The organism is uncultured Shewanella sp., from assembly GCF_947491715.1.
Taxonomy (GTDB): Bacteria; Pseudomonadota; Gammaproteobacteria; order Enterobacterales; family Shewanellaceae; genus Shewanella.
Genome location: NZ_CANLKR010000024.1, coordinates 54,766 through 69,715, shown reverse-complemented (window position 1 = coordinate 69,715; position 14,950 = coordinate 54,766). Strand labels below are relative to the sequence as shown.

At 38.3% G+C, this 14,950-nt stretch carries 12 protein-coding genes; 6 read left to right on the top strand and 6 right to left on the bottom strand.

Features of this window, described 5'->3' with window-relative positions; genetic code table 11:
• The first annotated feature begins 188 nt into the window (after nucleotides 1–188).
• Nucleotides 189–2,966 carry a two component system sensor kinase gene (locus Q0779_RS16070; RefSeq protein ID WP_298774047.1) on the top strand — a complete coding sequence of 926 codons (2,778 nt, stop codon included), beginning with the start codon at nucleotides 189–191 and terminating at the stop codon, nucleotides 2,964–2,966.
• 255 nt (nucleotides 2,967–3,221) lie between these two features.
• Here the strand turns inward: Q0779_RS16070 and Q0779_RS16065 are convergent, their stop codons facing one another.
• The 5 genes from Q0779_RS16065 to Q0779_RS16045 all read right to left on the bottom strand — a co-directional run bounded on the left by Q0779_RS16065 (nucleotide 3,222) and on the right by Q0779_RS16045 (nucleotide 8,370).
• Complete coding sequence (locus Q0779_RS16065) at nucleotides 3,222–3,881, bottom strand: two component system response regulator (protein WP_298774046.1); 660 nt, start codon at nucleotides 3,879–3,881, stop codon at nucleotides 3,222–3,224.
• A 713-nt stretch (nucleotides 3,882–4,594) separates the two neighbouring features.
• A complete protein-coding gene (locus Q0779_RS16060; protein ID WP_298774045.1) occupies nucleotides 4,595–5,560 on the bottom strand; it encodes a lipase chaperone family protein in 966 nt (321 codons plus the stop codon).
• A 1-nt stretch (nucleotide 5,561) separates the two neighbouring features.
• Nucleotides 5,562–6,485, bottom strand: coding sequence for a triacylglycerol lipase (locus tag Q0779_RS16055; RefSeq protein ID WP_298774044.1), 924 nt, complete (start codon nucleotides 6,483–6,485; stop codon nucleotides 5,562–5,564).
• A 416-nt stretch (nucleotides 6,486–6,901) separates the two neighbouring features.
• Nucleotides 6,902–7,723 carry a DUF2797 domain-containing protein gene (locus Q0779_RS16050; RefSeq protein ID WP_298774043.1) on the bottom strand — a complete coding sequence of 274 codons (822 nt, stop codon included), beginning with the start codon at nucleotides 7,721–7,723 and terminating at the stop codon, nucleotides 6,902–6,904.
• Between the two features lie 149 nt (nucleotides 7,724–7,872).
• Nucleotides 7,873–8,370, bottom strand: coding sequence for an ACT domain-containing protein (locus Q0779_RS16045; RefSeq protein WP_298774084.1), 498 nt, complete (start codon nucleotides 8,368–8,370; stop codon nucleotides 7,873–7,875).
• A gap of 175 nt (nucleotides 8,371–8,545) precedes the next feature.
• Here Q0779_RS16045 and Q0779_RS16040 point away from each other — a divergent pair, with 175 nt between their 5' ends.
• The 5 genes from Q0779_RS16040 to Q0779_RS16020 all read left to right on the top strand — a co-directional run bounded on the left by Q0779_RS16040 (nucleotide 8,546) and on the right by Q0779_RS16020 (nucleotide 14,670).
• Nucleotides 8,546–10,807, top strand: coding sequence for an ABC transporter permease subunit (locus tag Q0779_RS16040; RefSeq protein ID WP_298774042.1), 2,262 nt, complete (start codon nucleotides 8,546–8,548; stop codon nucleotides 10,805–10,807).
• A 74-nt stretch (nucleotides 10,808–10,881) separates the two neighbouring features.
• Nucleotides 10,882–12,534 carry a phosphate ABC transporter permease PstA gene (pstA, locus tag Q0779_RS16035; RefSeq protein ID WP_298774041.1) on the top strand — a complete coding sequence of 551 codons (1,653 nt, stop codon included), beginning with the start codon at nucleotides 10,882–10,884 and terminating at the stop codon, nucleotides 12,532–12,534.
• Between the two features lie 85 nt (nucleotides 12,535–12,619).
• Entirely contained in the window at nucleotides 12,620–13,435 is an 816-nt protein-coding gene (gene pstB / locus Q0779_RS16030; protein ID WP_298774040.1) for a phosphate ABC transporter ATP-binding protein PstB, read from the top strand.
• A gap of 71 nt (nucleotides 13,436–13,506) precedes the next feature.
• Complete coding sequence (gene phoU / locus Q0779_RS16025; RefSeq protein WP_298774039.1) at nucleotides 13,507–14,217, top strand: phosphate signaling complex protein PhoU; 711 nt, start codon at nucleotides 13,507–13,509, stop codon at nucleotides 14,215–14,217.
• A gap of 93 nt (nucleotides 14,218–14,310) precedes the next feature.
• Nucleotides 14,311–14,670: a YajD family HNH nuclease gene (locus Q0779_RS16020; RefSeq protein ID WP_298774036.1), complete on the top strand. Its 360-nt coding sequence runs from the start codon at nucleotides 14,311–14,313 to the stop codon at nucleotides 14,668–14,670.
• Between the two features lie 24 nt (nucleotides 14,671–14,694).
• Here the strand turns inward: Q0779_RS16020 and Q0779_RS16015 are convergent, their stop codons facing one another.
• The gene (locus tag Q0779_RS16015; protein WP_298774083.1) at nucleotides 14,695–14,919 is read right to left on the bottom strand and encodes a DUF1289 domain-containing protein; all 225 of its coding nucleotides are present in this window, start codon (nucleotides 14,917–14,919) and stop codon (nucleotides 14,695–14,697) included.
• Between the last annotated feature and the right edge of the window lie 31 nt (nucleotides 14,920–14,950).

Here is a 14,950-nt window from a genome sequence, read left to right as displayed (position 1 = left end):
TTTGTTATTTGTTATTTGTTATTTGTTATTTGTTATTTGTTATTTGTTATTTGTTGTTTTTGTTTTTATTTCGGGTCGATATGATTGAGATAAGTAGGTGCTAATTGGTTGTTGGTTATATTGTGTTGATGTGTTTTATTATTGGGTTTGTTTTATTGTATTGGGGTGGCATCATAATGGTTAGAAAAATGTGGAAGACATCTTTAACAATAAAACTAACTGTTGCCTTTACAACTATTCTTGTTTCACTTTGGTTAATGATAGAAACCGTTTCTTATCACAATACTTATTCGAGCTTGTTAGATAAAAAGTTGGCTTCTTTTGGAGAAGCTAATCATTTACAGGCTCAGGTGATTACAGGCCTTTTTAATGACGCTATTGAAGATGTCCAGAGATTGTCCAAGTTACATCGGAGTTTTTCTAAGATTGGAATTTTTGATACTAAAGGCATTGTGTCCCGATACTTTCCTTTTACCAATGGTTCAAAAAATTATCAAGATGTGATGAATATGTGGTTTGTACAGACATTTGGTAGTGCTGGACAACACCATTATATCGATACATTCATCATACAGCCTGAAAAAGGCATAACCTTATATGCTCAAACTGATACATCAGATGCCGTTTTTAACACACGAGTAAAAGCTTTAAAAATGTTATCAAAGCAAGAGTCGGTTGCAGGGATCCGTTGGGGGGAGCCTATATGGGATAAGGGAACTAAATCTTATAATTTAAGTTTTAGCTATTCAGAACGACCTAATGATCCGAATGCTTTACAAATTGGTTTTACGATTAACTTTGAGCCTGTTATTGCGTTGAATTCTTTTGGTATTATGAGCCCTGAAGCCTTGAGCTTTTTTCTGATCCCCAACGGCAAAGTTTTTTCGTTATCTCCTGAGGTAATGACAAAGGGAAAGTTGAAACACTTTACTGAGCAATATAATAGGCAAAATTATTTAATCGAAGGTCATTTAAATGAGACGGATTTTCCCGGTTTTCATGTTATAAAAGAAAGAATTAAGGGACCTGGCTGGCTACAAGTTACGCTCATTTCAAATGAATATGTTAAGAGGATTGCTTTAGCACCAATATTTAGAGAGTTACCTTGGGCATTGATTTCTTTATTCGTTATGTTGGTTATTTTACTGATGGCGCTGAGGTACCATGTCGCCAAACCTTTAGGTCATTTTGTTGATATTATAACCAATGATGTTCAAGATACTTTAGATAGGCGCCTTCCTGCATCCAGTACTAAAGAGTTAGATCAAATTGCAACAGCTTATAATCGGTTATTAGATACCATTAAGGAAAATTATAATAATCTTGAAAAAGAAATTGAACGTAGAACACTTGAATTGGGCATTGCTAAACTAAAAGCGGAAAAAGCCACAGAACGCAAGACTGAGCATTTGACGAGTATTAGTCACGAAATACGAACGCCTTTAAATGGGATTAATGGTTCATTAGAGCTATTAGGCCAGACTCAGTTATCGGTTAAACAAAAAGATTTAGTTGAAACGGCCTTTAATTGTGGGAATTCATTACTCTCAATTATTAATAATTTACTTGATTTTTCTCGGATTGAAGCGGATCAAATTCAGTTAAATAAGCAAATGACATCAATACTACAAATGATTGATGATGCAATGTGTACGGTTTCTGCTCGCGCTGTTCATAAGCAAATTAAGTTGCAATGTTTTTTACATAAAAATGTTCCAGAAGAAGCCTACTTTGATCCAGTTAGGGTGAGACAAGTATTGGTTAATTTATTGGGAAATGCGGTAAAATTTACGGATGTGGGCTTAATTAGGTTGGATGTTGAAGCGAATGATACGTCTGTTTTTTTTCATGTAACAGATTCTGGAATGGGGATCAGAAAACAAGATCTTTCTCGTATATTTGAACCTTTTGCACAGACTTATCATCAAGAAATGGGCACTGGATTAGGTTTGCCTATTTCGACTCGTTTAGCCTCATTTATGGGAGGGCAATTATCAGTCGAGAGTGAATTTCAAAGAGGGTCAACATTTACTTTTATGTTACCTTTAGAAGAGGCGAGTCAGCCTATTTGTTTACTTTACAAGCGCGTTCATGCGCCTAATTTTCTCCATGCGCAGATAAAACAATGGGGAGCGGATCCTGTCGACGAAGCATTACCTGAATTGGCTAATTCTGAACTTAATTATCTACCTGGACGTTTATTAAGAGTGCTTAGAGAGTTACAGCAAGGTGGCTCTTTATCGGAAGAAAAGGAGAGCCCGACTCATTTTCTCCCGTGGAAATTAAAAATATTATTGGTCGATGATGTTGAAACAAATAGAATTATTATCGGCAAGATGTTGGCTGAATTAAAACAAGATGTCACTTTAGTCAGTTCTGGAACGGAAGCATTAGAAAAAGGGAAGCGGCAGATTTTTGATTTGGTCTTAATGGACATTAGAATGCCGGGCCTTAATGGTTATCAAACCACTGAAAAATGGAGAGTAGATGACAATATTCTTGATACTGATTGTCCGATCTTAGCATTAACAGCCAATGCTGAACCAACAGAATACAAGCATGCCATTGCTGCTGGAATGAATGATTATTTGACTAAACCTGTGACATTGGAAAAGTTGAGGGACATGCTTGATAGGGTCGCTGAAATACAAATTGATCGAGATGTGACTCTCGACATTATTGATGAAACAGAGGTTTCTATTTTTAGTGTGTTTGATGATGATTTAAAAGAAAAACTGATTACAGAACTGACTCGAATGCTTCAACAAGGAAAACGTGATATTGCCGAAGAAAACTGGGAAAGTTTGGCTGATATACTGCATCAAGTAAAAGGTTGTGCAGGAGTCGCTGGAATGATTGATATGACAAGTGCCGCTCAGCAATTAGAGATTGATTTGGCAAAGAGTGGGTATTTACTTGACGAACAATTTGCCTTGTTAAATACATTTATTGAAAAGTTAAAGTGATGCTCTTAAGCCACTTGAACTGAGTGACTTTAAGTGGCTTTTGATAACTGAATAAAGACGTTAATGCTAATGGCTAAGTGAATTCATACCCATACGCTTGATGATGAATTTAAAAAAATAAACTCATTATCGAATTGACGCGAATGCTTGAGCAAGGAAGGGAGGCGTCAATAATCTAAGGTCATTAACGGGTTAAAGTGGTTCTACCAAGCCACTTGAGCTGAGTGGCTTGGTAACTGAATAAAACCGTGAAGGTTAATGGCTAAGTGAGTTCATTCCCATGCGTTGTGACCATTGGATAAGGTTAGCGACATTATGAGCGTCTAGCTTTTGCATGAGATTCATTCTGTGTGTTTCTACTGTTTTTAAACTGATCACTAAGTTTTCAGCAATATCGCGATTACGTAAGCCTTCACAAATCAACTTTAATACTTGCTTTTCTCTTGGTGTTAACAAAGGAATATCCCCGTCTGATACGTCTTTAAGCGCTTCCACCTGTTTTGAGTTCAAACTAGGGTCTAAAAATACTTTTCCTCTGGCGACGCATTTTATTGCTGCGAGTAATGTATTTTTTGGACTGTTCTTGATGACATAGCCGTTTGCACCAGCATCTAATGCTTCTCTGGCACTTTTTTCATCTACGGAGGCGGTTAACACAATAATCATCATTTCAGGCCAACGTTGTCTTAATTGCCTGATAACATCTATTCCAGACATACCAGGCAGTTTGAGATCGATAAAAATAAGATCGGGTTGAAGTTTTAAACATTTATCATAAACAGATAGACCATTTTCAGCGAAGCCGACAAATTCGAACTCTGGATAAGAAGAGAGGAAGCCTCTTAATCCATCAAAAATGAGTGAATGATCGTCAACAACGAAGAGCTTAGTTATATTTTTGTTGGCAAATGTCATTACTTTATCCTTGCAACGTTAATCATTGATGTGATCTTGTTGCTTAATATATCGAAAGCTGAAGTATTATTTATTTTAGCATGTAATCAAGAAGATTAAATTGTATCAAAGGTGATAATTAATTGCATTTAACTCTCTTTTTTCGCTTATGTCAAATCAACATGAAATTAGTTTTTTAATTGATTGATGACTTGTGAATAATGCTTAATTTTTTATCTTATTATGTCAATTTAAATAATTATTTCTTTATATGTTAAATTTTATGGTCTTATATGTTGTTGTTTGATTTTTATGGTTTGATTTGTGTAACGCTTATTCGAGTGATGAAAAAATAAAAGAAAGGGGGTGTTTTGTTTTATTAAATATCTCGTTTTCAATTCTTTGCATTCAAGCGGTAATGTATTGATGAGCTGGCTAGGTAGATTGTTTGAAAAGCAATCTTATTTGAAGCGTGTGTTTTTAATGTTACTAAGTTTTATTCACTGTATCTATTGATGAGTACAAATCCATATGCTTTATGTCATCATTGGCCCTAAATAGGCCTTATCGTTTAATGATCGGAAGAATATCGTTTATATCAATAAGGATATATCAGGTGTTGACCTGAATTTTTTTGTTATGGTATTTAAACTAAGTATTATATTTTTAATATCTACACTTAGTTTAAATGAAATTATACTATGATATTGCTTCATTTTAATTGATTGACTCTATCAATTCATTGAGTGATTTAATAATGTTGGATTCGCTAAGAAAACCTTGAGGCGCTTCTGCTCATTTGGAGTAAAGTGCTTGCTTAAATAAACATCAATTTTATGCGAAATGATATCTTGAGTGAGTCCTTTGTTCTTTTTTTCATCAATGAAATGTTGGTATTGTTGGACTTTTTCTTTCCATTTTTGGTTACTGCTTTGTATTTTCTCTGCTCTTAAAATAGCATCAGGATCCATATTTAGCGTTGGAGTATGGCCATTGTTGATATATGTTGCGATTTTATTGGCCTCTAAACTGGGCTGTAATGCATTTCGCTCTTTGTCATTGAGTTGATTGATCTGGTGTTGTATTAATTCCGCTTTCTGCTTTTTAGTGAGGTTGGGATCTTGTCTAATGGCAATACGTTCTAAAGTTTGTTCTGCATATTGAGTGTCTTGCTTGAAAAAAGCATCTATTTCAATGTCATTAAAAAATTCAGTTTGTAAGATATTAACTTGATTTATGAAATAATATGTTTCATCTAAGTCTATTTTTTCACCTAAGTCTGGGCCCTGATGTTTCATTTGAGCTATGGCTTGAGTGTAATCCCTGTAGCGAGAAAAAAGATCAAATAATGCTTTTTTTGCGTTAAATGAAAGTGTTAATTTTTGGCTTAAAGCTGTTAGTTCATTGGTTGGAAAGCTTGTTAAATTTTCTGTCTTATGAAGGTCAAAAATGATGTCATCAAAATGGGAGCGCAGCAATCGATTAATGGTGAGCTCAGTACCGACAGGAGTGGTTTGTTGCATTATATTATTTTGGCTAATATGACTTTTTTTCTTTTCTAAATGGTCTACTGGTTGGCTGATGATGGCCTTTATAGGATGACCTGATATTAAGGACTTATTCCACAGGAAAAAACCTACAATCAATGATGTCAAAATAATGAGGTATTTATAGTGTCCTATTGATTGTAGGAAGCTCATATTATAATCCTAGATTTTTAAGGTATTTGGCATGTTGAAGATAGATATTCACCGGATTGGTTTCCCACCAGCTGACCAATCCAAAAACTTGATTAATTTCATCTAGGTGGTTCATTTTATAATCGTCTTGTATCACTTTGCCTAAATGTGAACTACAGCTAGAGACCAGTCCATCATTTTTTTCATTAAATAATAAACTGATTAATGATAATGCATAGTCACCAGCATCTAGAACATGGGTCATAGGATCGGCACCTGACCATGAAAAATAGTGGACGCCATTGCTTGCGAGCATTTCACCTTCACCACAATATCGAGTAGGCATACCTTCTGGATATTGACGATTAAATGCGATGGAACCTTCTGTTGTGAGTGAGTCAACCATTGCTAGGCTGTCTGCGGGTAAATCTCCTGCGCCAGACAGTCCTGCTATCACCTTAGCAAGTGAATCAAATGCTTGCTCTATAACCCACTCTAGACTGGAATCATAAGGGACTGCGCCTCTTGCCACATCGGCAAAAGTACTCCCCCAGTTGACGCCACCGACAGAAGTCACCGAAGCGACTAATTCTGGACTTACGCTGGCCACATATCGCGCCGTAGGACCGCCGTGGCTATGACCAATGATATTGACTTTCTCACTACCTGTTAATGCGATGACGCCTTGAATATAGGTTCTGAGTTGTTCGCCTCTGACCTCGGTTGTATTAGAAGGTGAAACGGAAGCAATATAGACATCTGCTCCTTTTTCTTTTAGTGCTTGAGGGATCCCGTAAAAATAATCCAACCCCCATATATCATCAAACCCGAATAACCCATGAACCATTACAATGGGATATTGAGTATCGGTGGTATTATTGTTTCCATAGCTTGCGCCAGTAAAACATAGTAGTAATACTGAAATGACTTTCATCCATTTTTTCATGATATTCCCCAAAAATATCGTACTGCAGTTAATAAAAAAAACATTTTGTCACAATCTTGTAATTTATCTGTTTTATTGTTACTAAGTTGCAACCTATATATTAGTAAGGCAAAATATATAAAGGGGCAATGTTTATTTTTATCTTTCAAAATTAAGCTTTTGAATGTCTCACACTGTTTTAAACAAGTGTTTTTTTTAAATTATTGATCTTTATGTTTTTAACGCTAAGTTTAAATCTTAGAGCCTTTCTGGAGTCAAGGTGCTGATTTGATTTGTCGAAACGGTGGTCATACCAGATTGTTTGTAAAAATAGATGTTAAATTAAAAAGTAATAGCGGTATTGAAATTGAAAAGGGCAGCAGTGAAGGGAAGCAATGAGCCAGTACATCATAATGATTAGCACTGGCTATAAAGGATTAATCAGTGGAGACAGTTACTTCATAAGATGAAAACTTTCTAATATTAATGACGCCAGTATCAAAAAGTAAGTATTGGCCTTTAATACCTTGTAAAATACCACTGACCGTTGGATTTTTATCAAAGTTATGGGAGCTAATTTTCGTTGGAAAGATATCAATAGGAAAGGCAATTTTTTGACTATCTACATTTAATGGCACAACGGCTTGTGAACCATGGATATCGGTGATGTGTTGAAGTTGGTTTTGGATTTTTGGAATAAGATCTTGTGCTTGTTCTTTTAGATCGAGATCGTCTGCATTGCCTTTGAGCATCGTTCGCCAATTAGTCTTATCAGCGATCATTTTTGCTAATTCAATTTCGACTAAACCTGAAATGAATCGAGTCGCCACTTTAAAGAGCAGTAGACCCTGAGTTGCTCCTTGATCAATCCAGCGAGTGGGAATTTGCGTATGTCGTGTGATCCCGACTTTAAGGCCAGATGTATTAGAGAGATAGACATAGTGTGAGGTGAAGCAATTAGCTTCTCCCCAGCTGGGCTCTCGACAAGTGCCTTGATCAAAGTGACAGGTTTCAGGTTTCATTATACACATGTCACAACTGGCCAATTTCTGCATACACACATAGCAATGGCCTTGAGAGTAACTTTTTTTTGTTTTTTTCCCGCAATGACAGCAAAAAATATTACCCGTATGATTAAGTGTAAGATGCTGTCCTATCAACGGATTTAAATCAAGGAATTGATCACCCACAGGAAGGCGATAATGCACAAGTTGATTGTCATCGAGCTTGGCAGACATTTTTTTTAGTGTTCCTAACATAACATTGTTCATTTTTTATTTGAATGAAGGCATATTTTATCACTAAAAGAATGACGGTGGAGGGGCATTTTATGCGGAAGTAGGTATATGTCCACTTCCGAGTGAAACTCGCCCCGTCATTTCACTTGGGTATCATCAATACCATTCTCTTATTCTTCTATTCTATCGATGACGACATCGTCTCCTATCTTATAAAGAGCTTGAGTGAGTTCTTCTTCTTGTTCATTTTTCATGCTTACGGTAAAGTCAGCTCGAAATAAGGCTATGCCCGTATGACTTGCGGTTTCATATTGAGTGCTAAGACGCTCAATATTAATGTTTAATGCATGTATTTTATTTGAAATATCTTGCACTAAACCAATACGGTCATAAGCGACTAAGCGAAAGTGTATGGGTTTTAATTCCGTTTCTATTTTACTTGTTTGTGAATGTGTTAGCGATAGGGTGTCGATTGCCAATAAGTCTTCGAGAAGATCACACCAATGTGTTTGTGGTAATTCTATTTGAAGTATCGCGGCAAAAATACCATCGATAGAACGCATTTCAGAATCTAACCAATTGCCGCCATAGTGACTTATTTTATTCGCAATTCCCTCTACTAATCCTTCTTTATCAGTGGCTTGTAATGTTATTAAATATCTTAACATTTTCATGTTACTCCTTAATTATACGCTGTAACAATAGTGTCATTTTTGCGTCATATAATGCAGCGCTTAACATGCGTATTTGTTTCACTCTGTTAGCTCTGTATTACTGTTAACATAGTCACCGAGATAATCCCAGTTAAAAGTTGACTGGTTATAACAAGAATAGAGGTTTTTAATGGGAAATCAGTCTGCTTTAGCTACTAAAAATGTGTTGTTTGCCCATGGCAGTACTCGAAGAGCGATTAAAGATAGATTGACGCAAGCCAGTGTCACTTTAGGCGGCACTATGGTTTTTGTCGCATTATTACTGATTTTTTTCTACTTATTATATGTGATTAAGCCTATTTTTGATGGTGCTAATGTTGTTCCTGTGATTAGTGTTAATGAAGCGGATAAAACGTCCGCACTCATGGTGGGGACAGATGAGCAAAATCAAGTGTTATATCGCGTGTCTACTCAGGGGCGTGCGGATTTTTATAGCGCAAAAACAGGTCAGTTAATCAGTGAGCAGCAAGTTAGTATACCTACTGGGGTTTCGGTGGTATCCAGTGCGGTTTCGGTTGCCAGTAAGCAATTGTTTGCTCTTGGTTTGAGTAATGGACAGCTCATGTTAGTCGGCGTTGATTTTAACGTCAGTTATCCCAACAACAAGAAAACCATTACACCGCAATTGAGTTATCCTGCAGGAAATTTGCCGCTCACATTAGATGCGCAAGGCGGGGGCATTGCACATTTGGCATTTGATTTTTCTGATGACAAAATGAGTTTTGTTTATCAGGATGGAGAGGGAGTTTGGCATCTTATTCGTGAAGAAGGTGAAGAGAATATGATGACGGAGGAGGTTGAGTGGCACTCGACTCAATCTATTTTGCCTGATGCGCCGGTTAAGGTACAACAACAGTTAATGCTACCGGATCAAAAACAATTATTACTTCGTTCAAATAACAAATTGTTTGTCTATAACATCAGTGATCTTGATGCGATTTCTTTGATGCAAGTGCTTGAGCTGGGTAGAGCAAAAGTGAATGTGAGTCGTGTGAGTTTACTGGCAGGGGCGAGCTCAATACTGGTGAGTTACGATGATGGACTTATTCAGCAATATTTTCAAGTGAATGGAGCAAAAGGTCGACAATATCAAGGGATCAGGGATTTCAATATAGAAGGTCAATCGGGTGTCATTGCCAGTGAATTTTACCGCAAAGGATTTGCAACAGTTGATAAGGCTGGAAGGTTATCATTATTGTATACGACGAGCCAACGTCAGTTATTTTCAAAAAATTTTGATGCAGAAAATGTCGATTTAAGTCAGCCTACAGCCGTAGGCTTTAGTCCAAGAGCGAATGCCTTGGTGGTTGAGTCTAATCATAAGTTGCATTTATTCAGTGTGAAAAATGATCATCCAGAAGTGTCTTGGACTGCAATGTGGGATAAGGTTTGGTATGAAGGGTATCCTGAGCCTAAATTCTTATGGCAGTCCACGTCGGGATCGGATGATTTTGAAGCAAAGTTGAGTTTAACGCCTTTGGCTTTCGGCACGTTAAAAGCAGCGTTATATGCCATGTTATTTGCCACACCATTAGCCTTGGCTGGAGCAATATATACGGCATATTTTATGTCGCCCAAAGTACGTGCCATTGTTAAGCCGACGATTGAAATTATGGAAGCCTTACCAACGGTGATTTTGGGCTTTTTAGCAGGTCTTTGGTTGGCGCCATTAATAGAAGACCATCTTCCTGGCATTTTAACCCTCTTGATTCTCATGCCATTGTCGATTCTTTCAACGGCTTTTGCTTGGTATAAATTGCCTGTTAAATGGAAGCAGAGACTACCAGATACTTATCAAGAGTTATTACTATTACCCGTTATTTGCTTTATTACCTGGTTTTCCTTTGCAATTAGTCCAGCGTTGGAAGTGCTTTTCTTTGGTGGTGATACTCGACTTTATATTACTGATGTACTAGGGATTACTTTTGATCAACGTAATGCTTTAGTGGTCGGTATAGCTATGGGGTTTGCGGTGATCCCCACGATTTTTTCGATAGCTGAAGACGCGGTTTTTTCTGTGCCTCGACATTTATCTAATGGCAGCTTGGCGTTAGGTGCTACCACCTGGCAAACATTGACTCGAGTGGTATTGTTAACGGCCAGTCCTGGCATTTTCTCCGCTGTTATGATGGGACTTGGACGAGCGGTAGGGGAAACCATGATAGTACTGATGGCGACAGGTAATACGGCCATTATGGAGTGGAGTGTCTTTCAGGGCATGCGAACATTGGCGGCTAATATTGCGGTAGAAATGCCAGAGTCGGCAATAGGCAGCTCACATTACAGAGTATTATTCTTAGCTGCTTTTGTGCTGTTTATTTTCACTTTCGTGTTTAATACGATTGCTGAAGTGGTGAGGCAGCGTTTGCGCGAACGCTATAGTTCACTCTAATGGAAAACAATAATGAATGTGAATAATAAACCTTGTGAATACTTTGTCGCTAATGACCGTGTGAGGGTGGTGTAATGGGTAAGTGGTTTAAATCTGGCTCTCCTTGGATTTGGATGACCAGTGGGGCGGTGAGTATCTGTCTGCTTTCAGTATTGGGATTATTGTTGTTAATTGCGGCAAAAGGCTTGAGCTATTTTTGGCCAGATAATATTTATGAGTGGCAATTGAAAGATGAGCAAGGTCAGCAGTACAGTTTGATTGGTGAAATCTATGATTCTGAGAATGTGCCAACGGAAAGGTTGATTGCCGCCGGTAGGGAGTTTGCAGAGGATACGGGCCAAACCGTGACACGTTATTTGATTAAAACGGGTAATCGCGAGTTTGTTGATTTAGATTTTCGTTGGATTTTAGCCAGTGATATTATTTCACGTTCTCAACCTAAAGATATTGCGGTGATTGAGAGAAATAAAAATGGTGATTTCTTTGGCTTTCCAATTGCTGTGTTGGAAAATGGCACTCGCCTCTCGGGTGGGAATCTATCTCAATTATTACAACAGCATATTGGTAGAGCGGTTAAGCTTAATGAGCAAGCCCAAGCATTGCAAAAAAGTGAGATAGGCTCTATCAATTATCAATTAGAGAAGTTACGTCTTAAAGAAAGAGGTTATGAGCTAGATAATGCATTGACGAGTGAGAGAAAAGAAGACATTGCACAACAAAAAGCACAATTGGATGCTGAATATCAACTATTAGAAGCGCGCTTTTTTGATTTACGAAAGCAAGCGGCACGTGATGCGTTAATTATTAAAGATATGCGCGGTAAAGAAGTGATTTTACCTTTAGATTCCATTTTGGGGATCACCTATGCTAATCAATTGAGTTTTATTGATAAGGTGGGGCATTGGTTTACTGGAATAGGGAAATTTATTAGCCAAGATCCTCGCGAAGCCAATACCGAAGGCGGTGTCTTTCCGGCTATTTTTGGTACTGTTTTTATGGTGCTGTTAATGGCTGTTATTGTGACGCCTTTTGGGGTCGTTGCGGCCATTTACTTGCATGAATATGCTAAAAAGGGGCTGGTGACTAAACTTATTCGCATTGCTGTGATTAATTTAGCCGGTGTGCCTTCCATTGTTTACGGTGTCTTTGGTTTGGGCTTTTTTGTTTATATGCTGGGCGGCTCTATTGATGCTTTGTTTTATCCTGAAGCGTTGCCCGCCCCCACCTTTGGTTCCCCTGGGGTACTTTGGTCGGCACTGACCTTGGCGATTTTGACTTTACCTGTGGTTATTGTATCCACTGAAGAAGGCTTGAGCCGTATTCCCAGCTCGGTTAGGCAAGGTAGCCTTGCGTTAGGCGCGACTCAGGCTGAAACCTTATGGCGGATCATTATTCCTATGGCTAGCCCTGCGATTATGACAGGGTTGATTTTGGCTGTGGCACGGGCGGCAGGAGAAGTGGCACCATTGATGCTCGTGGGGGTGGTAAAGTTAGCCCCGACTTTACCTGTTGATATGAATTTTCCTTTTGTGCATTTGGATAGAAAGTTCATGCATTTAGGTTTTCATATTTATGATGTGGGCTTTCAAAGCCCGAATGTGGAAGCGGCAAGGCCTTTAGTGTACGCCACGTCTTTTCTGTTAGTGTCTGTGATTGTGGGATTAAATTTAACGGCAATAGGTGTGCGAAATCATTTACGCGAGAAGTATCGTTCACTTGAGCACTAAGTATTAAGTGGACATGAACACATTTTAGCATGAATTAGTATAGCTTAAGGCTAATAAGCCTTATCCTTAAGTGATAGGAAAGAATATGATTTCAGTAGACAGTTCTAGTAATCAAGAAAAATTAGATTTGACTCAACTGAGTCAAGCACAAATGGCGCTTGAAATTAAAAATCTCAATTTAAAGTATGGGGAAAAACAAGCTTTATTTGATGTATCGATGCAAATACCGACTAAGCAAGTCACGGCCTTTATCGGGCCCAGTGGTTGTGGTAAATCAACCTTATTGCGCTGCATTAACCGTATGAATGATTTAGTTGAAAATTGTCATATTCAAGGTGAAATTTTACTTAACGGGCAAAATATTTACCATAAAAAGGTGGATGTTGCGGCCCTTCGCCGGAATGTCGGTATGGTGTTTCAAAGACCCAATCCTTTTCCTAAGTCTATCTATGAAAATGTGGTTTATGGCTTAAGGTTACAAGGGATGAATAATCGTCGAGAACTCGATGATGCGGCAGAGCGCTCGCTTCGTGGTGCGGCGATTTGGGATGAAGTGAAAGATAGGCTACATGACAATGCATTTGGATTATCGGGTGGGCAACAACAAAGATTAGTGATTGCACGGGCGATTGCGATTGAGCCAGAAGTATTATTGCTGGATGAGCCTACATCAGCTTTGGATCCTATTTCAACCTTAACGATTGAAGAGTTGATCACTGAATTAAAGAATAAATACACGGTTGTTATCGTGACCCATAATATGCAGCAAGCGGCCCGAGTATCGGATCAAACCGCTTTTATGTATATGGGTGAGCTCATTGAATATGGTGACACCAACAGTATTTTTACTACACCTAAACAACGTAAAACGGAAGATTATATTACTGGGCGTTATGGTTAGTGTTCGATAAAGGTCATAATGGGCAGGCAGACTGAGTTTTATTTTAACGCATATATTAAGGCTAGATATACATGGAAAATATGAATCTCAACAAACATATCTCAGGTCAATTTAATGCTGAGTTGGATGATATCCGTAATCGTGTCTTAACGATGGGCGGTTTAGTTGAACGTCAGCTAGAACAAGCATTAAACGCGTTATCTGGGCTGGATGGTGAGTTGGCTCAAAAAGTCATTGCTGGCGATCATCAAGTGAATGGAATGGAAGTGGCTATTGATGAAGAATGTGCGCGGATCATTGCTAAGCGACAACCTGCAGCCAGTGATTTAAGGCTGGTTATTTCCATTACAAAAACCATTACCGATCTTGAGCGTATTGGTGATGCGTGTGTCAGAATAGCCAAAACAGCATTAGATAAAAGGCTTAAAAATCAGCAGCCTTTACTGGTTAGTATTGAGAACATGGGCCGACATGCGACCCGTATGCTGCATGCGACTTTAGATGCATTGGCGCGAATGGATGCCGAAGTGGCGTTAGAATTACATAAAGAAGACTCAAAGCTTGATCGTGAATATGAAGGTATTATTCGTCAGTTGATGACTTATATGATGGAAGATCCCCGCGCTATTCCAGAAGTGCTTGATGTGCTTTGGGCTGCGAGAGCGGTTGAGCGAGTGGGCGATCGATGTCAAAATATTTGTGAGTACATTATTTACTATGTTAAAGGTAAGGATGTGCGCCATATTTCATATGAAGAAATGGAAAAGGATCTCGATTTATAACGGTTAACGGCATGCTTTATTTCAGTCTCAGCAGGGTGTGTTGACCTTTTAAAAATGTTACTATCTTGGCAGGATGGAATTGGAAATAAAGCTATGTCTACAGGTCAAAGTAAATTAGATAAGGTATTGGCAGAAGCCAGAGAGTATAAAGCCAAACGTGAAACCGGTTATCGAGAGCAAGCCTTAAAGCTATACCCATGGGTATGCGGACGTTGTACTCGTGAGTTTACCCATTCAAATTTGCGTGAATTAACCGTGCATCATAGAGATCATAATCATGATAATAACCCTAGCGATGGCTCAAATTGGGAATTGTTATGCCTGTTTTGCCATGACAATGAACATTCTAAATTTGAAGAGCTGATCCAATATGGTTCGACAACAGAGACCAAACTGGAGTCGGCGACCTATAATCCTTTTGCCGATCTCAAGAGCATGTTGAATAAAAAATAATGTGATTGAAAAGCGTTTGATGGTTTATTTCAGGCGCTTTTCAGCTGCGAGCCATTTTTTTCGGCTGATCAGTTGCGTGTTTTCTCCACCTTGCATTTGTTTTTTTCTCAAGGGGAGTTTTGCAATAATTTGACTTTTTTGTTTGTTACTTGCGCAGCTCCAGGCCACAATTTCATCGATGTGACGAAAACACCCCATACAATAATCATCCTGATCTAAGCCACAATGAGCAACGCAGGGAGAGTCGATTTTTGTTTTACTCAAGCTAATACCTTACCGC